We start from the raw sequence: 24,418 nt of genomic DNA on the forward strand, positions 1-24,418 counted from the left end.
GGGGCCTCCTAGCGGGGCTGGGCGTTGCTGAGGACCGCCCGCATGGCGGCGACGAGGCGGGCGCGCTCCCACACCTCGGCCTCGATGCGCAGGCGGACGCGGGAGTTCGAGGTGCCGACGCCGGTGCGGATCGCGGTGACGGTCGCGCCGGGGATCTGGGCGGCGATGTCGTCGGCGAGGGGGCGCAGCTGGTCCTCGATGCCCTTGGATGCGAGGACCGCGCCGAAACCGCGGCGGTTGAGGACGACCCGGGACTTAGGCACTGACGGACTCCGATCGGGACAGCTGCACGACCGCCCCGGGGTTCCAGCCAGAGAGCCCGGCCGACCAGTCCGCCTCGTTGCCGAGGACCCGGTAGCGGATGCCGCGGACGGTGATCTCGTCGGCGGCGGCGACACCGATCGGGGTTGGTAGGTAGAGGGTGATGCGGGTGTTGGCTGTGTCCTCGGCGGTGCCTGTGACCTCGTCGCCGAGGTTCGGGGCGACGAGGACGCCGTCGAGGTCGTCGTCCGCGTCCTCGAGGATGGGCTTGTTGTAGCGGTCGCGCTTGCCGGTGTCGGTGCGGTGGTGCCAGGTGACGGTCTCGCCGGTCATCAGTACCCGCCCTGCACGATCAGGCCGTAGGACGTCACCCGGTACGACTGCGCGGTCCGGAGGTCGTCGGGAGCGAGCCGCGGGGACGCGCCCTGCGCCCACGATGCGTACGTCTCCTGGACGCTGAACGGGCCGCGGGTCTCGCCGCGCTGGGTGACGCCGGCGCGGGCCCGGGGGTCGGCCTCGAGCAGCTGCGCGACGATGCCTGCGACCGTGAGGCGGACGAGGTCGGGGATCTCGTCATAGCCGTGCTCGTAGTCGACCACGACGAAGGTGCCGGTCTGCGCCGGGACCTCGAGGCGCTGCCCGAGGAAGGTGAAGCGGTCGCCGGGCTCGCCGTCGACGCTCACGATGCTCTGCACGGGCCGCTGGGGCAGCGTGACCGCGCCGGCGGTCACCCGGAGCCGGTTGGTGGACCGGCCCCGGGTGAACTGCTGGCGGGCTGCGAGGCGGAAGAGCTCGGACACCTTGAGGAGGTGCCCGGGTGCCTGCTTCGTCTCGGAGGGGGTGAGGTCACGGCCGAGGGCGTCGGAGACGTCGGTGGACTTCGCCAGTGCGTTGTCGGCCATGACCTCACTCCTCTCAGGACGCCGCGGGGGCGGTGGTGCTGAACGTGACCTTGATCGCGCGGACGAACTGCAGCGTCGGCTTGTCGTTCGCGTCGAGGACGAGCGAGCCGTCCGCGTTCGTCTTCGGGTCCGTGACGACGGAGCCGCCAGCGAAGGCGTGGACGATCGACCGGTCCCGGAGGTGGTCGCTGTCGTAGTCCCACAGCTGCGTCACGGCGAGGCCGTTGCCGGCCGCGACACCGCCGCCCTTGGCGACACCGTTCGGGACCACCGGGGCCACGACGACCCAGGCGATCGCCGACTCGTGCACGAAGTACGACGCGGTCGGGTCGAGCTCGTCCATCTCGACGATGGTGAACCCGCCGAGCCGGCCGACGACGCCCTCGCGCAGCGCCTCGGGCAGCCCCGAGGTGTCGACGTCGAGCAGCTTCTCGGTCGATGCGATCGCCTCGGAGACGTCCGCACCGACGAGCCAGTACCGGCCGGTGACCGGGACGTGCGCCTTCTGGAACAGCTTCCGGGCGCGGATCGCGACCTTGCGCGGGTCGGACTCGACCGGGTCGGCGGAGTTCGGGTTGAACTTCACCGAGTTGACGAACGTCGCGCCCGTGAGCGTCGAGACGACCACGGCGGCGACGGCGTCGCCGACCGCGGCGACCTGCGGGGACTGGACGTCGCGGACGTAGTCGACCTCGTCCAGCGTCTCCTCTTCCGGGGAGAGCGCGACGGCGCTGTAGATGTGCCGGTCCAGGGTGACCTGGATCTTGGTGTTGACGAGTCGGTCGATGACGATCGCGTCGTCGCCGCGCCACTCCTTCTCACGGGCGACGAGCACGGCCGGGCGCTTGATGCCGACGGTGTCGCCCTCCGCGCCGCGGAAGTCCGCGACGCCGAGTTTCGTGGTGAAGAGCCCGGGGGCCTTGATGGTCTTCCGGAGCAGAGCCAGCGCGGTTGCCGCGAGCTTCGTGCCCTTGTTGAAGATGTTGTTGTCCGCCACGGTTCCTCCTTGGTTGTGTGTTGTGGCCGCTTGGGGTTCGTGGCGAACGCCAGCGGGGGTTACCTGGCGGTTGCTGCCGCCACGACGTCGTCGACCGACATCTCGCCTTCACCGATCGGCTTCCCGGTGCTGCCCTGGCCGTCAGCGGACGGCGCGGCGGGCGGGGCCGGGACGAGTGCGAGCAGTTCGTCGGCGTGTGCCTCGAGCTCTTCGCGAGTCGAACCGCGGAGAGCGGATGCGCTGATCTTCCGATCGGCGAACTTCTTCTCCTCGGCCACCTCGTCGCGGAGCTTCGCAGCGGCTTCCTTGGCCTCGCGTTCCGCGTTGACCTTCTCCGCCGCCTCGGCGCGCGCCTGCAACTTCTCGAGCTCCGACTTCGTCGCTTCTTCGTGCTCGTCGAACTTCTTCGCCTTGTCGGCGTTCGACTTGGCCTGCTCCTCGTTCTTGCGGGAAAGGGCCTTCCACTTCTCGGCGTCGGCAAGTGCCTCTCGGAGCGCCTTCTGCTCCGGCGTTTCGCCGGGCTGGGTCTCGTCGGGCTTCTCGGGTTCTGGCATCGGTATCTCCCGTTTCGGGTGGGTGGTTTGACCGTTTCGGTCACTCCCCGCGGGTGCGGGGAAGTCAGTTGAGCGCTGCGATGTCCGCGGCGCTGGTGAACTTGTCGGACCGCCACGCGAGGGTGGGGCCGAGCTCGCCGTGGTCGTTGACGACGACGAGGTCCGTGAAGTCGCTGAGCGGCTTGCCGGCGGCGGACGTCTTGCCGAGGCCGAGGTCTCGCGCGCCGCGGTCGGTGCCGCCGAGCTTCTGGTCGATGAGCGCATGGGTGCGCTCGAGCAGGTCGGGGTCGAGGATCGTGGCCGGCCCGTCGGCCTCCTTGACGGGCTGCACGCCGCAGTCGCAGCCCGGGTGGATGGGCATGAGCGTCGACTTGGAGTACTTCTGCGTCGAAGCGATCGCGCACAGGGCGCAGTTCTCGAGGCCGGTCAGGACCCGGCGGTAGCCGTAGAACCCTGACTGCTCGAGCGCGCGCTGCGCCTGCCGGTTCTTCGCCTGCTGCAGTTCGGTCGAGACGATGCTGATCAACCGGTCGAGCCCGTACGCCACGGCCGCGTCGAACGGAGAACCGTTCGAGAGCGCCGTGTACAGGGTGACCGCGCCGCGGCGGTAGACGTCGGCCGAGGGGGTGCCCCGGTAGCCGAGGATCGCGTCACGGTCGACCGTCGCACCGGCGCTGGTGCCGGCGGCAAGGGCCGCCTGCCCGATGTAGGCGTTGGTCAGCGTCGCGGTGGCGATCTGGCCGGCCTGCACCTGCGGGAGGATCTGCGAGATCAGCCGGTCGATGTCGGCGTCGCGGTACGACGGCGACGCGTCCCACCGGGCGGCGGTGAGCGCGAGGGTCCGGTCTCGGATCTGCTTCGTCGTCGTCTGGTGGGCCGCGGTCAGCTGGTCAAGCGTTGCCAGCGCCACCGGCTGCTCCGATCAGGGTTGCGGCGAGCAGCTGGTCGGTGGCGGCGTCAGCTTCGTCCTGCGCGATCTCGTCCGGCGACATGCCCATGATGTTCTGCTTGATCCACCGGGCCGACATGCCGGCGTCCTTCGCCTGCTTCGCGGCCAGCGTCTTCTCCGTGAAGGAGACGTGCTCTGGCGGCAGCCACAGCAGTTCGACCGTCTCGCCGTCGTCGATGCCGAGCGCGCGGAGAGCGTCGAGGATCGAGCCCTCCATCGGCGCGGTGGCGCGCGCGATGCGGTCCTTCGCCTTCTGGATCTCGCCCTCCTTCGCGTTCGCCGCGCCCTCCGCGGACTGGTTCTCGCCCGAGGGGATGAAGACCGAGATCGGGGTGCGGGTGACGCCGGCGAAGTCGCGGGCGTCAGCCTTCTCACCCTCGAGCAGCGGACGGATGTCGGTCTGCTCGGACTCCCACACGTCGATGCCCTCGGGCAGGTCCCAGAGCGCGCCGGGGGCGGGCTCGAGGATCTTCGCCCAGTCGATCGAGTTGCCGTCTTCGTCCTCGGCGGGCAGTCCGCCCTTCATGGCTCGCTGCTTGAACGCTTGCATCGCCGTGACGACGAGGCGCTGCAGCTTGCCGAGATTCGCTCGGTCGATGACGTCGGTGTGCGTCTCGAACTCGGCGACGCTGTCCTTGTTCTCGAGGACGAACACCGGCACGCCGCCGGCGTACGTCTCGGCGGGACCGAGCTCGTCCCAGTCCCCGTCCACCAGGGGACGCGGCGTGCCGTTCTCGTTCGTGGAGTTGCGGACGAACTGCTGGCGGATGCCGGGCAGCCACACGAGCGCGTGGTCGAGGCCGGTGTCCGGGTCGCGCCATGCCTTGAGGGCCGCGCGGGCACGCCAGGGCTGCGTCGGGTCGGGGGCGGTGATGACCTGCTCGGGCATCTCGGAGGTGATGATCGGAGCGCCGTTGCGGACACCGGTGATGAGGTAGCCGACGCTCGTGGTCAGCATGTTCGAGATCGCGTCCGCGAAGACGACGTCGAGGCGGTTGTCGCGCCAGACGCGGCGCGCAGCGAGGACGCCCGGGCTGGTCATCGACGTCCCGACCCGGACCCCGTTCGGCACCATGCGGCCGCCCAGCGACTCGCAGGTGAGGCCGCCGTAGTTCGTGCGGGCTTTCTTCTGGAAGGCGACCCACGTCGCCCTCGTGTTCTTGCCCATCTCGGGCAGGGGCGCGTTCCCGTTGGCGTACGACCGGTTCTTCGCGATGCGCTTCTGGCGGGCGTCGAGACGCTTCGCCAGGATCGGGAGCCATTCGGCGGGTGTGGTAGCCACAGGACCCCTCTCAGTAGATGCGGCGGGCGGCGGTCTTCTTCTTCGTGAGCTTCGCGCCGAGCGCGTCGATGCCTGCCGCGTAGGCGAACATCGCGCCCCAGGCGGCGTCGATCTTCGAACCGTCCGGGTCGTGTTCCGGCTTCATCAGCACGTACCCGGACCGGCGGCGGTCGCGGCGTGCGTTGATGAAGTGGGAGGTGAGCTCGGGCGAGCCGTCGTAGGTGATCGACTCCTTGCCGGCGGAGATCGCCGACTCGAGTTGGTCGAACGTGCCCGTCGTCCGGGCGAGGTCCTTCTGTCGCCATCGGATGGGCTCGTCGCGGGACATCCGGACCTTGAACCGCTTCGCGTACTCGGCCTCCCACGTCTTCACGTGCCCGGCCCAGCCCGCGGACGGGTCCGCGTAGAACCCGACGACGTTGTAGTCCTTGAACGCCTGCCGGACGGCCGCCTCGATCTCGAGGACGGGCGGACGCCAGCCCTCGCCCTTCGGCCCGTCGGGCTGCTCCCACACGCCGATCTGGAAGAGGTGCTTCTGCGTGACGGAGTAGCCGATCAGGACCGTCGAGTCGGCGGTGCCCTTGCCGGGCTTGCGTCCCTCCGAGCCGTCGAAGCCGAGGGTCACGGGCTCGGTTTTCGAGATGACCTTCTCGAGATCCTGGATCGCGCGGAGCTCGGGCTGCGAGACGAACGAGTTCGTCGCGTGGGTGATCTGGTTGAGGAAGTCGGCGCGGAGCACCTGCGGGTCGTTCGAGGTGTCGAGGAACGCCAGCGCCTGCCGCTCGATCGGGGCCCACCCGGGCTCGCACGGCGGCTCGTGGATGACGCAGCCGTCGGGGTGGTCCGAACTGTCCCCGTACGCGTACCGGAGGCCGGCGATCAGGGACTCGCGGTCCGCCGGGTCCGTGTCGGCCGGCGCTTCGCGGTGGTCGTACAGGATCTGCCGCGCGGCAGCGAGGTCGGGGTACTTCCCGGACTCGATCAGGTCCCAGTCGCGCGCGGACGCCTCGGCGACCGAGTTCTCACCCGGGGTGAACGCGTTCGGGGACTCGATCGTGATCCCGGACGCCTTCGTCGAGTTGTTGCGGATGTTCTGCGCGAGGCGGAGACCGCCGTTGCCCTTCACCCACTCTTCGGTCTGGTCCATGATCGCGGCGACCTGGCCGGGGAGGCCCTTGATGGACCGACCGGACGAGGTGCGCGGCTCGATCTTGCCGCCGGGGATCCCGATGAACGTGTCCATCGGGTCGACGTCGAACTCGTTCACGAGCGCGTCGAGGCGGGCCATCTCGAGCATCGGTGCCCACGTGTTCTGCACCTGGTCGTCCGAGGTCGCAGTGACCGGGACGTTGATGATCGTCTTGAGGTCAGACCAGGGCCGGGCGACCGGCTGACCGTCGGCGTCCCAGCCGTCGGGCACGACCTCGAACAGCGCTTCGCTGATACCGATCGCGCCGAGGTTCGGGGACTTGCCCCAGCCTCGGGGGCGCTGGATGATGGCGCGCGTCTTGATGCGCTTGCAGGTGAGCGGGTCGATCTCGTAGAGACGAATCAGGAACTCAAGCTGCTCGCGCGTGACGAAGTACTCCAAGTACTCGGCCATCTGGTCGGCGACATGGAAGCCGAGCGTCGGGAACGTCTCGCCATCGAGCGGTCGCCACGGCATCAGTCCGCCGTCGCTTCCGGGGGTAGTGCGATGCCGCCGAAGCGGTCACGTGAGCTCGTGCGGCGGGCCGTGGTCTTCGTCTCCGCCTCCTCGGCCTGCGCGAATGTGATCCGAAGCCGCGCGCGGTCCTCCGGGGTCGCGCCGAACTTCGCCGTGCGGAGCCGGAGCTCGGCGGCGAGCTTGATGTCGCCGTTCCAGTAGCGCGCGTGTATGAGCGCGGTGTCGCGCAGCTCCGACCAGTCGGTCGCGGTGAAGTCGAGCGAGAGGGGCGACGTCGCCCACATGTCCCACCACTCGCGGGTGATGGCCGGCCACCGGAACTCGCGGAGACCGCCGTCCTCCTCGACGGAGATAGTCGGCAGCTCGGGCTGCGGCACGACAGCGCGCGGCAGGATCCGAACGACAGCCGGCTCTGCGTTACGCCGAGCGCGCTTGCTCGAATCCTTCGGTGCGGGTCCTCGTCCAGACATGACGCACCTCTTTCCGATCGACGGCATCAACACCGGCCCGGAACACTCAGGGTGGCGGTGCCTTCTGCAAAGCGGTAGGAAGGTGAACGACAATCACGTCCCGACAAAGGAGTACGACCGTGGTCGATGACAGCGACATCAACGAGTACCGGACCATCACCGGTGTCGAGCAGGAGAATCTCATTGTCGAGGGCGGGCAGCAGTTGACCTTGCTCGGGACCGCTCATGGCTCTGTGCATGTTCGCGAAGGCGGGCGTCTTTACCTCGGGGGCGTGGAGGCAGGCGCGCTCTCCGTGGATCTCGGCGGTGAAGCCGTGATACGCGGGCGACTGGATGGCGGGATCGCCCACAACGACGGGGACATCCTGGTCGCGGAGGGCGCTTTCATCGGTGATCTCGTCATGGGAGCCAGCGGTCTTGAGCACCCCCGGTCGGGCACGACCTATACGGTGACGGACAAAACGCCCGTCCACCGCGTAGCTGGAGTTGGCCGTTCCATCACTCTCGCCTGATCTGCGAGTTTGCGTCAGGAGTTGAGATCTCCAGACCCGTACAGGGCTGGAGCCACAGCACCTCTACGACCGGACGCGCCCCCGGGGGAGGGGGTGGTGGGGGTGGTGCTGTGCACTCGCGTGCGGCTCGTTGATGGTTCGGGTGTCTACCTGAGTCCGGGGTGCTTCTCGCGGGGCTTACGGGCCGACGGGACGCGGGTGAAGCGTCGTGCTTCGAGTGCTTCGCGTGCGGTCTTCTTGTCGTGATGCCATGAGCACAACCATTGAAGGTTCGAGAGTGCGTGGTTGTCGCCGTGCACGATGTGGTCGCAGTCCGTGCCGACCTCGACGCATCGTGTGCCGTCGCGCATCGTCGCTTGGCATCGTCCGCCGGCTCGGTCGCGCACTGTGTCGCGTCGTTCGTCCCAGTCGCGCGGCAGTCGTTGCTTGCGCGTGCTGCCTGACCACTGCTCACCCACGTCGTGCTCCTGCCATCAGCGCTCGTCGTCGACCTGCCATGCGTACAGCGGCGCACCCTCGCCGTCGTAGCCGATGGGCTCGAGCGAGGTGCGGCTGTTCACCCTGGTGCGGTGCGCGCAGTCAGGGTCTGGGAAGCGTGGGACGGGTAGCCGGGTGGGGACTCCGGCTTGCAGGGGGTCCGGGTATCCGGGTGCAACGGGGGCCCCGGCGGTCATGGTCGGGCCTACTCCCGGGTGGGCTGCTCGGCCGCGAGGAATGCGACGGTGCCGTCCGTGAACATCACGTCGACTCCGGTCACTTCACCGAATGCACGCTTGATGTCGATGCGGTCGAGTTTGGTGGTGGGCTCGTAGGCGTGCGCGATGAGTAGTGCGCGGAGGTCACTGAGGTTCACGGCCAGCTTCCATGTCGTCGGCTTGAGTGGTTCAAGGATGAAGTCAGCACTGCTCAGACGTCTCCAGCGCAACACACGGCTAGGCTCGTAAGGTGATCACGACTCTCGCTGCGGAGAGCCTCGACGGGGAATCCTTCGAGGCCCGCGTAATCTCGCCGGACGAAGGACCTCAGATCATCGCCGTCAAGCAGACAACGGTGAAGAGTGGCTTGGAGAGCTACCTAGGCTTCGACCTGATGCTCGATCCGTCAGGCGTCCAGGTCCAAGCCCCGTCTGGGGCGGTCGGATTCCAGATGCGACTCGAGTTCCAGTCGATGGGGAAACGCCGAATGAGCTCGGATGGCGTGACGTTCTACGACGGGGACGTCATCCCGCTGTGGCTTCAGCTGCGAACCGAGATACCAGCGCAGGTGCCGTTCGAGGACGTCTCCATTGAACTGTGGCTGTCTGAGTAGAGAGCGCCCCGGCAGATTCGAACTGCCGACCATCGAGGTAGAAGCTCGTTGCTCTTCCGCTGAGCTAGGGGCGCGTGGTGCCCGACAAGTTGTCGGCGGTGGAGGAGATGATGCAGCCCATCCCTCTAACGAAAGGCGTTACTCATGGCTGCTGATGGCTTCAAGGTTCAGGCGAAGGCTTACGACACCGAAATCAAGCTCTTGGCTCAGATCGACAAGGCGATCGAGGATGGGTGGCCGACTCAGCAGATCCAAGACCTCGCGCTGGCCTATCGCTACGTCTTGGGTGGGAACCAGCCGGGCGCGGTCGTCATCAAGAAGTAGATCCTGACGATCACTAACGCAGCATGCCCGCCGGGGAATCTCCTAGCGGGCATGCGGTGTCACGAAAAGTATAACGCCATCAGTGCCTGGGTTTGTCAAGTCAGTAACGGCAAGTTGTAACTGACAGACCGGGATGGGCCGCCGATAGCTCCCGAGGAACCTAGGGGGACAGATGGACTTGGATGGAACGGCCGCCATCGGCGGTGTGGTACTCGCGGCAATATCCGCGGCGGCGAGTGGGATCGTGGGCCGGGGACGCATGCGTCGGATGGAACGCCTTGTCGACGTGATGACGAAGCTCGAGAAGGATTCGGACGAGCAGAAGATCGTGCTCGGTATGGTCCTGGACCACGCAAGGAGCATGGACTACAGGCAGCGAGGGCCGCGTAGTGGCTTCCAGGTGGTCGTGGCCTGGATCGCGCAAGCCATCGGGTGGCTTTGCGCCTTCGTCGGGTACATCTCCCTCTACCTGCTGCTGGTGCCAGTCCTCTTCCCTGAGCCTTCGAAAGATGGTTCCGAGTCGAACCCCTGGTACAACATCATCGTGCTCGCGCTCCTAGCGCTCCTGTTCATCCTGGGCGGTGTGTGGGTGCGCAACGGGACGAAAAAGACTCGCGGCGACTGGATCGTTCAGCATTCGCCGGAGGCAACTACGCCGTGATCGACGAGGGGCACCCCGCGGACGACCCTGCTCCGCGGGGTGCCCCTCGTTCAGTCGGGCTCATGAGTTGATGCGTGTCGGACCTTGCCAGCGACCGTGCCCTCGAACAGGGGGAACCCGGTCGGCGTGCGGTACTTCTTCATCAGCCTGGCCTGGACCTTCTCAGCCTTCTGCTGCTCCTTCGCTGCGAGCAGCCGGCGGTGGATCTCGTCGGTGTACTCGTCCTGCGTCCACTGGTCCGAGCACTCGACGCAGAGGACACGTGCGCCCTCAGGCGGGAGGAACACCTGCTTGCCCTTCTCCGTCCAGGTCTTCACCTCGGTGAACGGGTACAGCGCCACCCGGCCGCTGCACCCACCGACGCGGCAGCTGAGGTTCGACCAGTGCGGGGTCGCGTTCACCGGGTAGCGCGCGGCTGCCTGGTGAATCTCGTTGAGCTCGGCGGTGAAGTAGTCGACGTCGTCGGGCTGTCGGCGGAAGATCTCCTCGAGGTGAATGAGCAGCCACTTCGACATCATCGACACGTCGTAGCGGGCGTCCGCAGGTGACGAGGCGAGTGGGAGCCCGACGACGGTGCCAGACCGCGCACGCCACGCCCGCTTCGCCGGCCCAGGGGCCTGCACCTTGAGCGTCCCGCCCCAGAACATCGTCGCTCGGACGAGCAGGCCGTAGATCTCGTTCGCGTCGTTGAACGCTCCCTCATTGAACGGCAGCGGGGGTTCGACGCGCTTCGATCGGACGGTGTCGTCTGCGCCTGGCTTCGTCTTGATCGGGATGAGCGCGACCATGTGTTCGATCAGGTCGGCTGCCTGCCGCAGCGCGTCCCGCGCGTTCTCGTATTTTGTGGTGATGTCCGTCACGGTGGCTCCTTCATGGTGGTCTGTGTCGATTGGTTAGGCGGGCATCCAGGGCATTTCGCCCTGGATTCCGCGGCGGAGGTGGGTGGGCCAGTTGCGTTCGTCTCGATCTCCGCGCCAGCGAACGACGGCGACCATGGATGGGTCGTCCTCGAGTGCGCGGAGACCGAGACCGAACTCGGGCCAGCCGAGGAGTGCGGCGGACCCTCGAGGGCGGAGGTCGCGCTCGCCACCGAGAGACTTGCCGTGGCCGGCGTGGGCCTCCATGAGCATCGCGACGCCGCGCTCGCGGAAGCTGTCGAGGGCGACGATGAGCAGGGCTGCGTCGTCGTCGCTGTTGATGGCCTGGCTGACGAGCTTGTAGAGCGGCCCGATGAGGAGGACGTCGGGCTGGTGCTGGTCGAGGAGACGGTGCACCTGGTCGACGTCGGCTTGCCTGGTGAGGTCGAGGCGGACGCCGGCGGATACGAGCGTTTGCTCTCCCGGGTCCGCGGTTCCGAAGGTGCGCGCCATGCGGGTGACGTAGCGCGCGTTCCGGGACCATTGCACGACGCTGTTCTCCGCGTCGATGGCGAGGACTCGGCAGGGCTGGATCTGCTGCATGTGGTTGAACGGATGCACACCGGCGGCCGCCGCGATTGCGAGTTGCCGGGTGAAGTAGCTCTTCCCCGATCCCTCACTGCCGGTGAGCACGAGACGGTCGCGCCGCTCGAGCAGTCCCGGCACGAGCCAGTCCTGTGTGTCCTCGACGGCCAGGACTTCCGTCAGGGTCATCGGCCGCAGTACCGCGGCTCCGACCGCTGACCGTCGCCGGCGCACCTCGTCCTTCACGTCGAGGCGCATCAACTCGTACGCGACCTGCTCCTCGAACATCGCATCGATAGGCGGCGGTTCCTCGTCCGGCCCCGGGTCGCCATCCGGATCCGTCTCGGGAGCTGGTGGCACGTACTCGCGGAACTGCTGCCAGGCATGACCGGCCGCGATGTGGTCGGCCGCGTCCTTCCCGACCCGCGGCTCGACGATCGAGACGGCCGCTTTGCCCTGCAGCAGGTCGCGGACGAGGAGTGCGTGCTTGAGGCCGGGCTCGTCCATGTCGCGGACGACGATGACCCGGCGGCCGTGCAGTGGCGTCAGGTCGAACATCCCGACCTTGCCCGCCCCCATCGCGGCGCAGACCGCGATGAGTCCGATCGACTCGAGCGCGTGGACGTCCTTCTCGCCTTCCGTGAACCAGACCGGGTCTGCGTTCCCGACGCGTTCGACCCGGTACAGGTCGACGCCCTTCGTGTTCCCCGACTGCCGGAACTGCTTGAGCGGTGAGCGATGCACCACTCGGCCGTCGCGGTACTTGTACTCGACGCCCTTCCTCGGTTCGTCGAACAGGTCCGGCATCGTCAAGCCGAGCTCGGCGAGAACGTCGGCGGTCGGGTCCGAGTGGGACCAGATCAGCGTCTGACCTTCCATGCTTTTGATCGACACGGACCGGTCCTTGGCGGAGTGCCCCGGGGCCTGCGCGTCCGCGGCGTCCGAGCCGCGCATCGAGACCTGCAGCCCCTTGCTGTGGAAGGCGTCAATGACGCGGTCGAAGCTAACCCTGCCCATCGGTCTCCTTCCCGACACGGCCGTACTCCTCGTACGTGTACGTGCCGGTCATCAGTGCATTGAGTTCGTGCAGCCGGGCGGCCTCCCGCTCTGCATGCTCGGCTCGCATCACCGCGTCATCCCGCTGCCGGCGCAGATCACGTCGCGTCGTCAAAGGGACACATCCGTGACGGCGGAGGGCCCCGCGCCGAGTTCGTAGTCCTGCTCGATGCAGTCGACCGCCCACCGCTGCCCGAGCGGCGGTGCCGGGTGGGGTCCGCGGAGCTCGCGCTCCTTCGCCCGCTCGATGCGCCACTGCTCGATGATGTGGCCGGGCTCGAGGTACACCCCGGGCCGGTTCCGCCGGTGGGCGGTGAGTGCCCGCTCGGCGGCGTCGAATGGGACGTCGCCGACGACCATGTGCCAGGCGTTGACGATGGCCGGGTCGATGGTGCGGTGGTCAATTGCCGAAGCGACTGTGAGCAGCTTCGAGACTTCGGTCTTGTTCACGCTGTTCCTCCTGTTCGAAGTAGCGGACGACGTCGAGGTTGTTCGCGTACGCGGGTGTCTTCCGGGCGTTGTCGGTCCGGGCTTCGGCGAGCGGGTCGTTCCAGCCCTTGCCGCTGAGCCAGGTCTTGAGGTATGGCACGTATCGCGAGGGAGTTCCTGCGGCGACATGTGCATCCCCGTGGGCGATGATCGCGGCCGTCAGGTCGAGGTCGGGGTGCTGCCTCCGGATGGTCTGCCACTGCTGCAGCGCTCGCGCCTTGTCGTTCTTCCGAGGCCAGTGCGACCACGCGTTCTCGAACGCAGATGGGTAGATGCGCTTATCTGGTGATTCCTCTGGTGATTCATTACTGGAGGATTCATAAGCGCGGTCATCCTGACCGGTTGAGCGCGTCGTGATTGACCGGTTGGGCGAATCAGATTGACCTGTAGTCAATCTGACCGGTTGTGCGCCGAGGGCCAACCGGTAGCGGTCACTGGTGCGGGTCCCGTCTGCTCGCACACGACGCGCGCGGACAATCAGACCGTCCTGCTCGAGCTCGCTCAGCGCCCGCCGCACGGTGCTCACGGCGACGCTCGTCATCTCGGCCAGACGTTCCTGTCCGGGGTAGCAGGAGTTGTACTCGTCGGCCATGTCGGCGAGCGCGAGGAGGACGAGCTTCCGCGTTCCCGGGAGCTTGAGCTCCCACGCCCAGGAGGTTGCCTTGTGAGCCATCGGCTACAGCACCTCCTTGCGGGCCTCGTTCGCGAGGAACTTCCGAACCTGTCGGGCGGCGGCGAGGATCGCGGCCCCGAACTGTTCGAGATCGTTGATGCTCGTGAGAGTTGAGTTGGCGTAGGGCTCGGATGCCGAGACGGTGATGAGGTACGGGCCGACGTGCGTGACGGATTCGTGGTGCTCATCGACTACGTCGGTACGGCTGACATCGACGTCGAAAGTGGGGAGCTCGCTGCTGCCCTGTGAGGGAGCACCGGGGAACTGGACGCGCGCGATGGTGCCATAGTGATCGATCACCGCACGCTCGCGGCCGTCGATGGTGGTCGTCGCGCGTTCGGAGATACGGGACCAGGCCGGGCCCGTGATGGCGCTCATCGCGTCACCACTGCGGGCTTGCCGTTGAGCGTCGCCGCGTAGGCGGACGCCTCTCGGTATGCGGCAGTGAAGGCGAGGAAGGCGCTTGCAGCGAGCGCAGTGTCGTCGGACACTTCGGCGTAGACGACCCACTCGGCGTCCTGCCCGTCGAAACGCTCGACGGTGAGCACCCACCCCTCGCCGCGCCTCTCGTCGGCGTGGTGGTGGACGGGAGTTCCGGTGATGCCGTCCATGCGGTCGATGTGCTTCGTGTTGTCGCAGCCCATAACGGGGCATGGCCGCGGACGGTCCTTCATGAGGCGGAGGATGGCTTCCGTCACCTTCGCTACGTAGCTACGGGTCGGGTCGAACAAACCGTCCTCGACTTTGGCGAGGTAGGCGGTCGACGTGCCAGTCATCGCAGCGACGAGGGGCTGTGAGGCACCGCTGGTGGTGCGGAGGGTCTTGAGGTGGGCTCCAGTCCCACGAGGTGCGGTCTTCATGCGGTCGCCTCCTGCGGCTCGCGGTGGAACGTGGCGGTGAAGGTGAGGGTCGCCGTGTCTGGCTTGATGCCGTCGAGGATGTAGGTGCCGACGACTGTGAACATGAACCGGCCCGGGTCGTCTTCGTCGTCATATCCCCACTGGTGGCCGGATTCCGGGTGGAGGCCGAGGTGGTCCAGCTGGTCGGGGTTGATGCGGTCGGCCGTGAGACGGTCGGGAAAGCGGTCGTTGTGCGGTTCCTGGCGGAGGACCATCACGTATCTGTCACCGATGATCGGCGGGATGCTCGTGTGGTGGCGGACGCCGCTGTTGACCCACGTCATGGCGAGTTCTAGAACATCGGTGCCGTACTTCGCGACGATGTCTTTGCTTGTGTCGGTGGACTGTGGGAGGGTGCTTGTTGTCAAGGTTCTGCTCCTTCGGGAGAGTGAAGGCCGGTGTTCCAGCACCGGCCTTCGACGTTGTTGGTGCGAGGCAGGACGTATTGCTCGTGCCATGCGGTTGAAGTGCTTGGTTCCCGCCGTGTGGTGATCGCTTGGCCCGGTACAGGCACCCCGGCGCGCGGGGCCATCTACGGCGGTCTTGCCGGGGCGAGGCGACGGGTTGCCCAGCGACGGGTGCCGTTTACGCCTCGCGGTGTTGCTCACGCTGTTCAGTTCTCAAGGTGCGGATGCGGCGACGGCGTACTCGTCAGAGCCGTTTCGTGGCGCGCCGGCCAGCGCCCTCCGTGTGGCGCGTGGTTCGGAAGAAGGGGGAGCGGCTAGGAGCGCTCGGGGAGATTGGCTGCGTGGCGGTCGAGGTCCTCCTTACGGAACTTGACCCTCTTGGTGTCGCCGACAGGTATCAGTTCACCCTTCGCACGGAGCTCATCGATGTCGCGGAGCGAGCAGCTGAGGTAATACGCGGCCAGTTCGCGGGTGAAGAGTGCAGGCGCGAACTCGATTCGCGGGTTCAAATGGGCACCTGGTCAGCAGGGCTTCCGCTGACGAGCCGTTCGTTCTTCGCGGGGCGGGGCGAGGCGTCGACCTGAGCAGCCGCGGCGGTGCCAGGTAGTCCCACCACGGACTGGTTAGAGCGAGGGCTAGAAAACTGGGTGTCCAGCCACGCTGCGAGCTGGTCGGCGTCCCACATGAGGCGGCCGCCGATCTTCGCATGCGGGGGTGCTGTCCGCCGCTGGATCATCCAGCGAAGCTGCGACGGCTTCTTGCGCAACGCTTCGGCCGTTTCGTTAAGCGTCAACAATCGGCGTAGGAGGGGAGTCTCGAGTGCGGATCTCGTAACAGGCATACGGCCCCTTTCGGCGAGGTTGCTGCTGTGCAACCCCTTGCGAGAACAACACTACACGATCATGCGCATCTCGCAATAGGATGTGACTGTGCAAAACAGCGATGAGCAGACCCTCGAGCAGAGGTTCGGCCAGATGGTCTATGAGACCCGACGCGTGCTCCGGGTGAGTCAGAAGGACTTGGCCGCCAACCTCGAACAGCTCGGGCTACACCTCGATGCGTCGGCCATCTCCCGTATAGAGAAGGGGACTCGCGCGCTCCGGCTGAGCGAAGCAGCGACGATCGCCAGCACTCTTGGCTTCGCCCTCGCGGACGTCGAGGCACCATCTGACCCTGCAGAGATCTTTGCCATCAGGTCCAAAATGGTTGAGAACGGCGTTGCAGCGGCGGAGGAGGGGATGCGGGCGTTTGTTGAGGGGCTCGAGGAGATGTCCTGGCTGATCGATCGAGCGCCTCACGTTCTCGCCGCACTCGGGGGTGACGGTCTTGATGCGCCTACTTCCTTCGTGTCGTACATCGAATGGCTGACGGCACGTTGGCTCCGTGACGGCCCGAGTGGGTTCGTTGAACTCCTGGGACCAGAAGTCGAGGCAGCACGAACAATGCTGACTGTCATGGCGTCCAGCATCGTTCGAGAGCCGGGCCGCATCCGGCTCCCAGCTCGGGACTAGCGGCACTCAGCCATGGCTGTCAGCTAGCTTCGCTACGGCTTCAGCCGGTGACTAACTGCTGAGCCACGCGCTCCATCGCTTCTTGCATCGTCGACTGCGCCGCACCTGAGCGGTAGCGCCGAGTCATAGCCACGGAGGAGTGGCCGATGAGTTCCATCGCGACGACCTCCGGCACACCGGCCGCATAGAGGAGATCGACCGCAAGGTGACGTGCATCGTGTAGTCGCACCTGCTCGACGCCAGCGCAATCGAGAAGGGCGTGCCAGGCCTTGTTGTCTTTTGAGGGGTCGACAGGCTTGCCCGTGAGGTCTTGGGTTGCCCCTCTGCGAACAGCGGCGTCGGTCCACAAGAGGCCGTGGGGATTCGGCTCTTGGCGTGCAGCTTCGATGCGCAGTTCGACAAGAGAGCGGAGCTCGCCTACGAGTGGAACTCGGCGGTGGCCAGCTGCTGACTTCGGCCGCGTGAGCCAGAAGCCACCGGTCAGGTGGCGGCACTCGTAGTCGGCGGGGGCTACGAGCTTGCGGTCGGGGCAGTCGGTCCCGCGCGCACTTCCGCACGCACCAGCGCAGCCATGCGACCAGGTGAGGCGTTGTAGTTGCCACGACAGGTCAAGCACATCGGACACGCGGTCGAGCTCGACCCCGAGAAGTTCGCCCTGTCGCGCGCCTGTGAAGATCGCGGCGGCCCAACGGGACTCGAGGCGGTCACCCTTGCACGCGTTCAGCACTGCTCGGGCGTCGCTAGGCGAAAGCACTTGGAGCTTGGGTTTGTTCTTGCGAGGGGCTTTGGTGAGGGCAGCGACATCCCGGTAGGTGTACCCATCACGATGTGCTTGCTTCAACGCGATCGCTAGGACGCGGTGGCCTTGCAGCACGGTCGACTCGCCGAGGCCTGCCTCGCGCATGTACTGATGGAACGCACGAACGTGCGGCGGTTGCACGTCGGTCAGCTTCATCGACCCAATCGAGGGATCAACGTAACGGAGGACGAAGTTGCGGTAGCTCTCGGCAGTGCGAGGTCGGACGTCTCGGTCGACAATTTCGTGGAGCCAGTACCGCAGCCACGCAGACAGGCTGCCGCTTGGGAGCAGGGGCGGGGGCTCGGGTAGATCGCGTGGGATCGGCGGCGGGGGAGTGAGTTCGGCGCGCTGCAATCGGAGGATTGCGAGCTTGCGGACCGCAGTGTCGTAGTCGTGGGACCGTTCGACCCGACGGTGCCGACGCCCGTCGTCGCTTGGGAACCCGAGCGCTACCTGCCAATACTGGAGCGGCTTGCTCTCATCGGCGGGCACCCTGCAGATGGACCCGGTGCCCCTGGTGCGTCGCATGACCACCAGTCAACGCTTCTACGCCCTTGCTTGCCAGAGCTTCCGCGGTGACGCGGTGGGCGTAGTCGCCCTCCGGGTAGCGGTCACGGGGCGCACTTTCGGCGAGACAGCGGGGCACTTCTATCGGTCATGCCCATCGCCAGCGCGTGCACTGATCGACGAGATCGTTCGGGTCGATCCAACGCGACGAGTCCGCCGGCGCGTAGAACGTGTGCACACTGCTCGGGTTGTCAGCGCTCAAGCGCCACTTCGCCTGCTCGCCGTCCGCGTACTCGAAGATGTACTCCTGCTCCAGCTGGAACGGCAGATCGTCGTAGTCATCGAGCTTGTGCCACTCGCCAGCATCTGCCCGAGTATCGCCAAGGGCGAGCAGGGCGTAGGCGATCGCCGCGAGTCCTGGTTGATTCGTCTCGGCAGCCTGAGCGAATCGGGCGGCCCGTGACTTGTAGTCGGACATGCCTTGAGGTCTAGCACGCTGAGCCCTTGTGGGGGAGACGCTTGTGCAACCGCTCCCAATCTGCAACGTGTGACGTCCTGGGGGCATGAAAAAGCCCCGCCGGCATCCGGCGGGGCTTCGAGTATTGCAACGGTTCGGACCGTTGGCCCTAGCTGCCTGCGATCGTCTCCTTGGGGTCGGCCTCAATGCGCGTGGTGATGACCGCATTTGCGCGTTCTTCTACTTCCTCCAGCGTAAGAGGAAGCCGCAATAGAGGAATGCCCATGCGCATTGTAGCTTCCATGATTCGCTCCCTGTGGCGAGCGAAAGTGTGCTCCATCGCGAATCGCCCAAGTTCGTCCGACAATTCATCCGGCAGGGGGTCGGGCGCGTCCAATTCCATGGTGACGACGTACTCGCTGAGGACGTTGCAGTAAGCATCGTCCTCATCGTCACCTTCGCCCCGAACCGAAACTTCGGCCTTCGTGCCCACGACCGCAATTCCCTCCTGGGTACGGTCCACTTCTGAGATAGCCAGGTTCACACGTGCGACAGGCCGCTTGCTTGAGATAGCAGGGCCGCGCGCAGCGCTGTATTCGGTCATGAACAAATCCACAAGCTTGAATTGGTGTTCAGCCAAGGATCTCGGCCTTCCGACTCGACGTACCAACGTGCTTCCCCTTAGCGGCTTCGCCGAGGCGGTATGTATTGATGAAGCGGCTGGCTCGGGGCTCGCCGCTGTGGCGCATCCCTTCGAGGCTCCACGAGGTCCCGGTGTAGCGAGGAGGTTCTATTGCTTCGACCTCGAAGTCCGTAACCCTGCGGTCCCATTCGATGGTGCTGACGCCGTGCGACGAGGCACCTATTTGCTCGAAGTGATCGATCGCAAGGATGCCAGGAGGGGAGGGCAGGGTTGTAGCAGAAGCAGCAGTCAGCGAGATCCGTGCAGATCGGCCGAGGACGCTTAAGTAGCGAATGAAGGACTCAAACCGAAGTGGGTCGTCTCCTTCTAGCACCCTCACGACGCGGTCTACAGGCACGCCCAAAGCCTCCGCAACGGCAGAGTGGTTGATGTTGTCGAGCCCATCAACTGCTTCCTGCAGGAGCTCTTCGATTCGCAATTGAGCCTCGGCGACCGCAAGCTCCGCACGCCCTCGTGGGTCAGCTTCGATCTGTTCGACGAATGTCAGGTCGTCATGCTGCTCTGTCATAGCTGAGGTCCTCCTCCTTGACTACTATGGAGACCTGGATGTCTTGCGGGTCCGTGCGTTCGCCGGTTTTGCCGAAGCAGTGCCCTAGGCGTAGCTGCTGCTCAAAATCGGGGAACTTCCACATCGGGTCGTCTGGGCCTCGGTGTGCATTCTCGATATCGTCGATCTTCGAGCGAGTAACGCAAGAACCCGAGCCGTCAGTGTCCCAAAATGTGACACGCTTGCTTGCCCGTTTGAACTCCCAGACGCCTTCTTCGAGGACGTTCACCTGTGCGGCTCGACGCGGTTTCCCGTCATCGGCGAAGTTTCGAATGATCTGGACGAGCATGGCTCGGTCGCCGGGTTGCGCCTCGTCCGGCCAGCCAGCCGAAGCTGCATGGTCCGGGTCGTCACGCCAGTCGCCCCTCCGCAGATCAGCGAGGAACTCCTCAGCGGGTTTTGTTCCGTCCGCCCGGACGCCGTAGAACACACGGTGCACCCTGCCCAACACGAACGGGCTGCGGGCTACCACGCGCGTCCCCACCACACACACATACGTTGAGTATGCACGACGTCGTCTGGGAGAGCCAACGCTGGGTGCGTCCTCGAATCAGGTCACAGTAGGTGCCTCGTCCCGGTCAAGGGAGAAATGAGAACCAAGCTTCGTCATCGCGTCGCGAGCCGCGGTCGAGGAGACGTGCTGGTATCGACGGGTGACGGCCTCGGACTGGTGGCCCACGATCTCGCCGATGATCTTCGCGTCGACGCCGAGTTCCATGAGGACGGTCGCGGTCGTGTGACGTGCCCAGTGGGTCGTCGGCACCGGCGACCCGGGCGCGAGGTGCTCTTCGGCGATCACCCCGGCCTCGAACAGAAGGTCCCGCCAGGTCTGCTCGTCCTCGCCCCACAGGTACGGCTCGCCGTTCGGCTTCCGCCAGACGAGACCGTAGGGGTTGGGGCGACCGGCTGTGCTGACCAGGTACCGGCGGAGGGCTTCGGCGAGCGCCGGCATGAGCGGCACGTAGCGCGGCTTCCCGGACTTTGGTCGGATCAGGCAGAGGCGGCCGTTGAGCTGCTCGTACTCGAATCCGTCTGGGATGCGGAGGCGGCGAGCGCTGCAGGAGCCGGCGCGGTTCTTCCCGCACTTCCACCCGCCGTCGGTGTCCTCCCCGCAGCCGTGCTCGAAGGGCACCTCGGACAGCGCCCACTCGACGCCGAGCGTGGGTGTCTCGGAGTCGAGGTCCAGTGAGGCGAGCCGCGCGCCGAGGCGCTCGCCCTGGCGGAGGCCGCCGAGCAGGGCAACCCACCACCGCGTGCCGTCGTCGTGCTCGGCAGCGACCTGCAGCACGCTCAGCGCCGCCTCGGTGCTCAGCGCGCCACGGTTTGATGCGGCCTGTGCGGGCGCGTCGACGTCCTCGCAGACGTTCCGCGCCGCGATCCCCTCGACCCGGGCGGACTCGAGCATGAGGGACAGCACCTGGAACGCCTTCCGCGACGTCGATGAGGACCGTCCGGCGTCGGCCACGGCCTTCGTCATGATCCGGACGTCAGAGGGCTTGAGGAACGCGACTTTCTTCGCGCCGATGGTGGGGACGATCCAGTTCCGCGTCACGGACTCGTAGGACAGCAGCGTGTTCGGCTTGAGGTTCGGCTTGCCGACAGTCTCGAGCCAGTGCGTCGCCCACTGCTCCACGACGGTCTTCGTGTCGAGAGCGGTGCCGTGCTGCTTGATCTGATCCTTGATCGCGTCGAGCTTGCGGCGAGCGCCCTCCTTCGTCTTCGACGTGACAACCCGTTGCCGACGGCGGCCGTCTGGGTGGAAGCCGTCGTCGATTACTGCCCGCCAGAGCTTGCCCCCACGGATCGCGTAGAGCGCCCCGTCCCCCGAATCCCGCTTCCTCGGCACTGCATCCTCCTGGTACACACATCAGTACACACACTCAACCGCAACCATATGTTTGCGGTTGGCGCGTCCGATGGTAGCCCGATCCCCGTCTTTCCGGGGAAGTAGGGCGCTCCCACGGCGCGCGCCGCAGAGCCCAGTCTACTGCTCCTATTCACTCGTAATGAATAGGTCGTCGGTTCGATTCCGACAGGCGGCTCCGAAACCCCCTCGTTCCTGTCGGAACGAGGGGGTTCTGCGTTCGGTGACACGACGGACGAGCAACCGGGCGCGGACCACGCCGGCTCCGCCCGGGAGGCCCCTCACCGGCACTCGTGGACACGCGCCTCCCATGGACGCAGCACTCCGGCGACCGGCGCCTCGCCGAGGTTCCCCAGCACGAACGCCCCGACGCGTTTCCCGACCGTGTCCGGCAGCTCGAGGTCCGACGACGACAGGTTCGCGACGACGACGAGCGGTGACTCGTCCGCGTCGGCCGACTCCCGCGTGAACGCCCAGAGTGTCGGGTGCTCGGCCTCCAGGAGCGTGAACGTCCCGAGCCGCACGGTGCGGGAGCGGTGTCGCAGCTCGATGAGCCGCCGGTGGTGCTCGTACACCGACCGGTCGCCCGCGGCCCGGTCGCCCGCGACCGTGATCCGTGGCCAGCCCTGCCCCATCCCGATCCAGGGTCCGGCGGTGGAGAACCCGCCGGCGGGTCCGCTGTCGTCCCAGGGGATCGGCGTCCGGGCGTTGTCGCGGCTGCGGAAGGCGAGGGCCTCGAGCGCCTCGGACTCGGACATGCCGCGGCCGACGGCACCGCGGAACCAGTTCAGGGACTCGATGTCCCGGTACTCGTCGATGCTGGTGAAGCCGGCGTTGACCATGCCGATCTCGTCGCCCTGGTACACGTACGGGGTACCGCGGTGCAGGTGCAGCACGGTGGCGAGGAGCGTGGCGGACTCGTACCGGAAGGCGAAGGGGTCCCACGCCCCGGCCCCGAACCGGGACACCGGCCGCGGCTGGTCGTGGTTCGACAGGTACAGCGAGTTCCACCCGCGGTCCTCGAGCCCGGTCTGCCACCGTGCCAGTGAGTGCTTGAGCGTCGGCAGGTCGGTCGCGCTGCGGGTGAACTTGGACGACGGGGCGTGGTCGAGTCCGACGTGCTCGAACTGGAACACCATGTCGAGTTCGTGTCGTTCCGGGTCGGTGAAGAGCTGCGCGTCCTCGACGGTGACGCCGGGCATCTCGCCGACGGTGAGCAGGGCCTCCCGGCCGGCGAACACACGCTCGTGCATCTCCTGCAGGTGGTCGTGGATGCGCGGTTGCATGACGTACGCGTCGCTGTCGCCGGAGAGGGCGTCGCCGTCCTTGGCGATGTGGTTGATGACGTCCATCCGGAAGCCGTCGACACCGCGGTCCAGCCAGCGGTTCATCATGTCGTACACCGCGGCGCGGAGGTCCGGGTTGTCCCAGTTCAGGTCCGGCTGCTGGGGCGTGAACATGTGCAGGTAGTACTGACCGGTGCCGGGGTGCCAGGACCAGGCCGGCCCACCGAACGCTGCGCGCCACCCGTTCGGTTCGTGGCCGTCGACCGGTTCGCGCCAGATGTACCAGTCGTGCTTGGGGCAGGTGCGGGACTGCAGCGCGGCGCGGAACCAGGGGTGCTGGTCGCTGGAGTGGTTGACGACCAGGTCCATGACGAGCTTCATGCCGCGCTGGTGCACCTCGACCAGCAGGGCGTCGAACTCGTCGATCGTGCCGAACAGCGGGTCGATGTCCTCGTAGTCGGCGATGTCGTAACCGTTGTCGGCCTGGGGCGACCGGTACACCGGCGACAGCCAGACGACGTCGACGCCGAGGTCGGCGATGTGGTCGAGGTGCTGCCGGAGGCCCGCGAGGTCACCGATGCCGTCCCCGTTCCCGTCGGCGAAGCTGCGCTGGTACACCTGGTAGACGACGGCTCCCGTCCACCACGGTTCCGGTCCGGTCACGGCGCCTCCTCGCGTCGGGTGCGCGCCCCCGGCGCGCATGCCCAGCAGTGTCGGGACGGGAGGCTCGACATCCGTCGCGTGTCGAGCCTCCGGTCCGCCGACTGGTGACCCGCACGGTACGCCTCCTGCCCTGGCGACCGGTGCACGGGACGAGCTGTGGACGGACGGGATCGTCCACAGGGGCCCGATCCGGTCGCGTCCCGGACGGACGCGGCTGGTAGACACGGGGCATGGCCATCCGATGGGGAGTACTCGGGACCGGCGGCATCGCCCGGTCCTTCGTCCGCGACTGCAGTGCCGCGGGGGTGGTGTTCAGCGCCGTCGGCTCGCGGACGGACGAGTCCGCGCGGGCCTTCGCCGACGAACACGACATCCCTCGTGCACACGGGGACTACGCGGCCCTGGTGGCCGATGACGGGGTGGACGCGGTGTACGTCGCGACCCCGCACTCCCGTCACGCCGAGGACGCCCTGCTCGCGATCGCGGCGGGCAAGCACGTCCTGGTCGAGAAGGCCTTCACGATCACGGCAGCCGAGGCGCGCCGCGTCCGTGATGCTGCGCGCGACCGCGGTGTCCTCGTGATGGAGGCGATGTGGACCCGCTTCCTGCCGCAGACCGCGATGATCCGACGCGTCCTCGCCGAGGGCCGCATCGGCACGCCTCGGCTGGTCCAGGCGACGCACCACCAGGCGCTGCCGACCGACCCCCGCCACCGTCTCAACGACCCGGCCCTCGGCGGTGGTGCGTTGCTCGACCTCGGTGTGTACCCGGTGTCCTTCGCGGTGGACGTCCTCGGCGTCCCGACCGCGATCGCGGCCTCCGGCACCCTGAGCGACCAGGGCGTCGACACGCAGATGGGGATCGTGTTGACGCACCCGGGTGGTGCGCAGTCGACCGTGCACTTCGCCCTCGACCTCCGCAGCCCGAACAGCGCGTCCATCATCGGCACCGAGGGCCGCATCGACCTCGATCCGACGTGGTGCACGCCGACGACCTGGCGCATCCGAGCCGCCGACGGCACCGTGGTGGAGGAGTTCGACGGGCGAGAGGAACTCGCCGGCTACAACCACGAGGCACGGGGGTTCGAGGCGGCGATCTCCGCCGGCGTCCCCGCGGACAGCACGACGCACATCGACCACACCGTCGCCGTCATGGACGTGATGGACGAGGCCCGACGGCAGGTCGGCGTCCGGTACGCGGCCGACTGAGGTCTGGAGGCTCGGACCCGC

At 66.9% G+C, this 24,418-nt stretch carries 32 protein-coding genes and 2 tRNA genes; 7 read left to right on the plus strand and 27 right to left on the minus strand.

Translation table 11 applies throughout. The features are described from left to right. Positions 1-8: 8 nt before the first annotated feature. From E9228_RS13805 to E9228_RS13845, 9 genes are all read right to left on the minus strand, one after another. Positions 9-263, minus strand: coding sequence for a hypothetical protein (locus tag E9228_RS13805; RefSeq protein ID WP_166781113.1), 255 nt, complete (start codon positions 261-263; stop codon positions 9-11). Continuing rightward, positions 256-594: a hypothetical protein gene (locus tag E9228_RS13810; protein ID WP_166781114.1), complete on the minus strand. Its 339-nt coding sequence runs from the start codon at positions 592-594 to the stop codon at positions 256-258. Before E9228_RS13810 ends, E9228_RS13805 begins: the two co-directional genes overlap by 8 nt. Continuing rightward, positions 594-1,163, minus strand: a complete 570-nt coding sequence (locus E9228_RS13815; RefSeq protein ID WP_166781115.1) for a hypothetical protein — start codon at positions 1,161-1,163, stop codon at positions 594-596. The genes E9228_RS13810 and E9228_RS13815 overlap by 1 nt, the downstream gene beginning before the upstream one ends. A gap of 13 nt (positions 1,164-1,176) precedes the next feature. Continuing rightward, a complete protein-coding gene (locus E9228_RS13820; RefSeq protein WP_166781116.1) occupies positions 1,177-2,160 on the minus strand; it encodes a major capsid protein in 984 nt (327 codons plus the stop codon). 59 nt (positions 2,161-2,219) lie between these two features. Then, positions 2,220-2,714, minus strand: coding sequence for a hypothetical protein (locus E9228_RS13825; RefSeq protein ID WP_166781117.1), 495 nt, complete (start codon positions 2,712-2,714; stop codon positions 2,220-2,222). Positions 2,715-2,778: 64 nt separating this feature from the next. Beyond that, entirely contained in the window at positions 2,779-3,624 is an 846-nt protein-coding gene (locus E9228_RS13830) for a VG15 protein (RefSeq protein ID WP_166781118.1), read from the minus strand. Continuing rightward, complete coding sequence (locus E9228_RS13835) at positions 3,605-4,945, minus strand: phage portal protein (RefSeq protein ID WP_166781119.1); 1,341 nt, start codon at positions 4,943-4,945, stop codon at positions 3,605-3,607. Before E9228_RS13835 ends, E9228_RS13830 begins: the two co-directional genes overlap by 20 nt. Before the next feature lie 10 nt (positions 4,946-4,955). Next, positions 4,956-6,611, minus strand: coding sequence for a terminase (locus tag E9228_RS13840; RefSeq protein WP_166781120.1), 1,656 nt, complete (start codon positions 6,609-6,611; stop codon positions 4,956-4,958). Further along, a complete protein-coding gene (locus E9228_RS13845) occupies positions 6,611-7,108 on the minus strand; it encodes a phage terminase small subunit (RefSeq protein WP_482156225.1) in 498 nt (165 codons plus the stop codon). The genes E9228_RS13840 and E9228_RS13845 overlap by 1 nt, the downstream gene beginning before the upstream one ends. Before the next feature lie 92 nt (positions 7,109-7,200). On the opposite strand from E9228_RS13845, the gene E9228_RS13850 reads away from it, so the two are divergent. Beyond that, positions 7,201-7,593, plus strand: a complete 393-nt coding sequence (locus E9228_RS13850; RefSeq protein WP_166781122.1) for a hypothetical protein — start codon at positions 7,201-7,203, stop codon at positions 7,591-7,593. A gap of 682 nt (positions 7,594-8,275) precedes the next feature. Here the strand turns inward: E9228_RS13850 and E9228_RS13855 are convergent. Then, positions 8,276-8,446, minus strand: coding sequence for a hypothetical protein (locus E9228_RS13855; RefSeq protein WP_166781123.1), 171 nt, complete (start codon positions 8,444-8,446; stop codon positions 8,276-8,278). Positions 8,447-8,538: 92 nt separating this feature from the next. Here E9228_RS13855 and E9228_RS13860 point away from each other — a divergent pair, with 92 nt between their 5' ends. Further along, on the plus strand, positions 8,539-8,901 hold the full coding sequence (locus tag E9228_RS13860) for a hypothetical protein (protein ID WP_166781124.1): 363 nt from the start codon (positions 8,539-8,541) through the stop codon (positions 8,899-8,901). Between the two features lie 2 nt (positions 8,902-8,903). On the opposite strand, the gene E9228_RS13865 is transcribed toward E9228_RS13860, so the two are convergent. Beyond that, a tRNA-Arg gene (locus E9228_RS13865) sits at positions 8,904-8,975 on the minus strand. Between the two features lie 70 nt (positions 8,976-9,045). On the opposite strand from E9228_RS13865, the gene E9228_RS13870 reads away from it, so the two are divergent. Then, complete coding sequence (locus tag E9228_RS13870) at positions 9,046-9,225, plus strand: hypothetical protein (RefSeq protein WP_166781125.1); 180 nt, start codon at positions 9,046-9,048, stop codon at positions 9,223-9,225. 172 nt (positions 9,226-9,397) lie between these two features. Further along, entirely contained in the window at positions 9,398-9,886 is a 489-nt protein-coding gene (locus tag E9228_RS13875) for a hypothetical protein (protein ID WP_166781126.1), read from the plus strand. 50 nt (positions 9,887-9,936) lie between these two features. Here the strand turns inward: E9228_RS13875 and E9228_RS13880 are convergent, their stop codons facing one another. The 9 genes from E9228_RS13880 to E9228_RS13915 all read right to left on the minus strand — a co-directional run bounded on the left by E9228_RS13880 (position 9,937) and on the right by E9228_RS13915 (position 15,693). Continuing rightward, positions 9,937-10,746, minus strand: a complete 810-nt coding sequence (locus tag E9228_RS13880; protein ID WP_166781127.1) for a hypothetical protein — start codon at positions 10,744-10,746, stop codon at positions 9,937-9,939. A gap of 33 nt (positions 10,747-10,779) precedes the next feature. Then, positions 10,780-12,345, minus strand: coding sequence for an AAA family ATPase (locus tag E9228_RS13885; protein WP_166781128.1), 1,566 nt, complete (start codon positions 12,343-12,345; stop codon positions 10,780-10,782). Continuing rightward, a complete protein-coding gene (locus E9228_RS17405) occupies positions 12,332-12,454 on the minus strand; it encodes a hypothetical protein (RefSeq protein WP_289845999.1) in 123 nt (40 codons plus the stop codon). The genes E9228_RS13885 and E9228_RS17405 overlap by 14 nt, the downstream gene beginning before the upstream one ends. A gap of 41 nt (positions 12,455-12,495) precedes the next feature. Then, a complete protein-coding gene (locus E9228_RS13890; protein WP_166781129.1) occupies positions 12,496-12,834 on the minus strand; it encodes a hypothetical protein in 339 nt (112 codons plus the stop codon). Next, positions 12,785-13,546 (minus strand): helix-turn-helix domain-containing protein, encoded by a 762-nt coding sequence (locus E9228_RS13895; protein ID WP_166781130.1) that lies wholly within the window; start codon positions 13,544-13,546, stop codon positions 12,785-12,787. The genes E9228_RS13890 and E9228_RS13895 overlap by 50 nt, the downstream gene beginning before the upstream one ends. A 3-nt stretch (positions 13,547-13,549) precedes the next feature. Beyond that, a complete protein-coding gene (locus tag E9228_RS13900; RefSeq protein WP_166781131.1) occupies positions 13,550-13,924 on the minus strand; it encodes a hypothetical protein in 375 nt (124 codons plus the stop codon). Beyond that, the gene (locus E9228_RS13905; protein ID WP_166781132.1) at positions 13,921-14,406 is read right to left on the minus strand and encodes a helix-turn-helix domain-containing protein; all 486 of its coding nucleotides are present in this window, start codon (positions 14,404-14,406) and stop codon (positions 13,921-13,923) included. Before E9228_RS13905 ends, E9228_RS13900 begins: the two co-directional genes overlap by 4 nt. Further along, a complete protein-coding gene (locus E9228_RS13910) occupies positions 14,403-14,813 on the minus strand; it encodes a hypothetical protein (RefSeq protein WP_166781133.1) in 411 nt (136 codons plus the stop codon). The genes E9228_RS13905 and E9228_RS13910 overlap by 4 nt, the downstream gene beginning before the upstream one ends. 544 nt (positions 14,814-15,357) lie before the next feature. Next, a complete protein-coding gene (locus E9228_RS13915) occupies positions 15,358-15,693 on the minus strand; it encodes a helix-turn-helix transcriptional regulator (protein WP_166781134.1) in 336 nt (111 codons plus the stop codon). A gap of 88 nt (positions 15,694-15,781) precedes the next feature. On the opposite strand from E9228_RS13915, the gene E9228_RS13920 reads away from it, so the two are divergent. After that, entirely contained in the window at positions 15,782-16,363 is a 582-nt protein-coding gene (locus E9228_RS13920) for a helix-turn-helix domain-containing protein (protein WP_166781135.1), read from the plus strand. A 40-nt stretch (positions 16,364-16,403) separates the two neighbouring features. Here the strand turns inward: E9228_RS13920 and E9228_RS13925 are convergent, their stop codons facing one another. The 6 genes from E9228_RS13925 to E9228_RS13950 form a co-directional block, all read right to left on the minus strand. After that, positions 16,404-17,690 (minus strand): tyrosine-type recombinase/integrase, encoded by a 1,287-nt coding sequence (locus E9228_RS13925; RefSeq protein ID WP_289846000.1) that lies wholly within the window; start codon positions 17,688-17,690, stop codon positions 16,404-16,406. 127 nt (positions 17,691-17,817) lie between these two features. Continuing rightward, entirely contained in the window at positions 17,818-18,147 is a 330-nt protein-coding gene (locus tag E9228_RS13930) for a hypothetical protein (RefSeq protein ID WP_166781137.1), read from the minus strand. A gap of 148 nt (positions 18,148-18,295) precedes the next feature. Continuing rightward, positions 18,296-18,730: a hypothetical protein gene (locus E9228_RS13935; RefSeq protein ID WP_166781138.1), complete on the minus strand. Its 435-nt coding sequence runs from the start codon at positions 18,728-18,730 to the stop codon at positions 18,296-18,298. A 28-nt stretch (positions 18,731-18,758) separates the two neighbouring features. Next, a complete protein-coding gene (locus tag E9228_RS13940; RefSeq protein WP_166781139.1) occupies positions 18,759-19,337 on the minus strand; it encodes a hypothetical protein in 579 nt (192 codons plus the stop codon). Further along, on the minus strand, positions 19,321-19,806 hold the full coding sequence (locus tag E9228_RS13945) for a hypothetical protein (RefSeq protein ID WP_166781140.1): 486 nt from the start codon (positions 19,804-19,806) through the stop codon (positions 19,321-19,323). Before E9228_RS13945 ends, E9228_RS13940 begins: the two co-directional genes overlap by 17 nt. Before the next feature lie 120 nt (positions 19,807-19,926). Further along, positions 19,927-21,222, minus strand: coding sequence for a tyrosine-type recombinase/integrase (locus tag E9228_RS13950; RefSeq protein WP_166781141.1), 1,296 nt, complete (start codon positions 21,220-21,222; stop codon positions 19,927-19,929). A 123-nt stretch (positions 21,223-21,345) separates the two neighbouring features. Between E9228_RS13950 and E9228_RS13955 the strand changes: the two genes are divergently transcribed. Beyond that, positions 21,346-21,418 (plus strand) — tRNA-Thr (locus tag E9228_RS13955). 103 nt (positions 21,419-21,521) lie between these two features. Here the strand turns inward: E9228_RS13955 and E9228_RS13960 are convergent. After that, positions 21,522-23,228 carry a glycoside hydrolase family 13 protein gene (locus tag E9228_RS13960; protein ID WP_166781142.1) on the minus strand — a complete coding sequence of 569 codons (1,707 nt, stop codon included), beginning with the start codon at positions 23,226-23,228 and terminating at the stop codon, positions 21,522-21,524. 191 nt (positions 23,229-23,419) lie between these two features. Here E9228_RS13960 and E9228_RS13965 point away from each other — a divergent pair, with 191 nt between their 5' ends. Next, positions 23,420-24,397, plus strand: coding sequence for a Gfo/Idh/MocA family protein (locus tag E9228_RS13965; RefSeq protein ID WP_166781143.1), 978 nt, complete (start codon positions 23,420-23,422; stop codon positions 24,395-24,397). Positions 24,398-24,418 lie beyond the last annotated feature (21 nt).

This window comes from Curtobacterium salicis (assembly GCF_011759505.1).
Classification (GTDB): Bacteria; Actinomycetota; Actinomycetes; order Actinomycetales; family Microbacteriaceae; genus Curtobacterium; species Curtobacterium salicis.

Excerpts from the sequence above, each read along its gene's own strand:
- E9228_RS13870 (WP_166781125.1), top strand. The coding sequence starts at position 9,046 with ATGGCTGCTGATGGCTTCAAGGTTCAGGCGAAGGCTTACGACACCGAA.
- E9228_RS13925 (WP_289846000.1), bottom strand. The coding sequence starts at position 17,690 with ATGCGACGCACCAGGGGCACCGGGTCCATCTGCAGGGTGCCCGCCGAT.
- E9228_RS13930 (WP_166781137.1), bottom strand. The coding sequence starts at position 18,147 with ATGTCCGACTACAAGTCACGGGCCGCCCGATTCGCTCAGGCTGCCGAG.
- E9228_RS13845 (WP_482156225.1), bottom strand. The coding sequence starts at position 7,108 with ATGCCGTCGATCGGAAAGAGGTGCGTCATGTCTGGACGAGGACCCGCA.
- E9228_RS13885 (WP_166781128.1), bottom strand. The coding sequence starts at position 12,345 with ATGGGCAGGGTTAGCTTCGACCGCGTCATTGACGCCTTCCACAGCAAG.
- E9228_RS13915 (WP_166781134.1), bottom strand. The coding sequence starts at position 15,693 with ATGCCTGTTACGAGATCCGCACTCGAGACTCCCCTCCTACGCCGATTG.
- E9228_RS13935 (WP_166781138.1), bottom strand. The coding sequence starts at position 18,730 with ATGACCGAATACAGCGCTGCGCGCGGCCCTGCTATCTCAAGCAAGCGG.
- E9228_RS13900 (WP_166781131.1), bottom strand. The coding sequence starts at position 13,924 with ATGAGCGCCATCACGGGCCCGGCCTGGTCCCGTATCTCCGAACGCGCG.
- E9228_RS13875 (WP_166781126.1), top strand. The coding sequence starts at position 9,398 with ATGGACTTGGATGGAACGGCCGCCATCGGCGGTGTGGTACTCGCGGCA.
- E9228_RS17405 (WP_289845999.1), bottom strand. The coding sequence starts at position 12,454 with ATGCGAGCCGAGCATGCAGAGCGGGAGGCCGCCCGGCTGCACGAACTC.
- E9228_RS13815 (WP_166781115.1), bottom strand. The coding sequence starts at position 1,163 with ATGGCCGACAACGCACTGGCGAAGTCCACCGACGTCTCCGACGCCCTC.
- E9228_RS13940 (WP_166781139.1), bottom strand. The coding sequence starts at position 19,337 with ATGACAGAGCAGCATGACGACCTGACATTCGTCGAACAGATCGAAGCT.
- E9228_RS13825 (WP_166781117.1), bottom strand. The coding sequence starts at position 2,714 with ATGCCAGAACCCGAGAAGCCCGACGAGACCCAGCCCGGCGAAACGCCG.
- E9228_RS13905 (WP_166781132.1), bottom strand. The coding sequence starts at position 14,406 with ATGAAGACCGCACCTCGTGGGACTGGAGCCCACCTCAAGACCCTCCGC.
- E9228_RS13810 (WP_166781114.1), bottom strand. The coding sequence starts at position 594 with ATGACCGGCGAGACCGTCACCTGGCACCACCGCACCGACACCGGCAAG.
- E9228_RS13965 (WP_166781143.1), top strand. The coding sequence starts at position 23,420 with ATGGCCATCCGATGGGGAGTACTCGGGACCGGCGGCATCGCCCGGTCC.
- E9228_RS13840 (WP_166781120.1), bottom strand. The coding sequence starts at position 6,611 with ATGCCGTGGCGACCGCTCGATGGCGAGACGTTCCCGACGCTCGGCTTC.
- E9228_RS13895 (WP_166781130.1), bottom strand. The coding sequence starts at position 13,546 with ATGGCTCACAAGGCAACCTCCTGGGCGTGGGAGCTCAAGCTCCCGGGA.
- E9228_RS13960 (WP_166781142.1), bottom strand. The coding sequence starts at position 23,228 with ATGCGCGCCGGGGGCGCGCACCCGACGCGAGGAGGCGCCGTGACCGGA.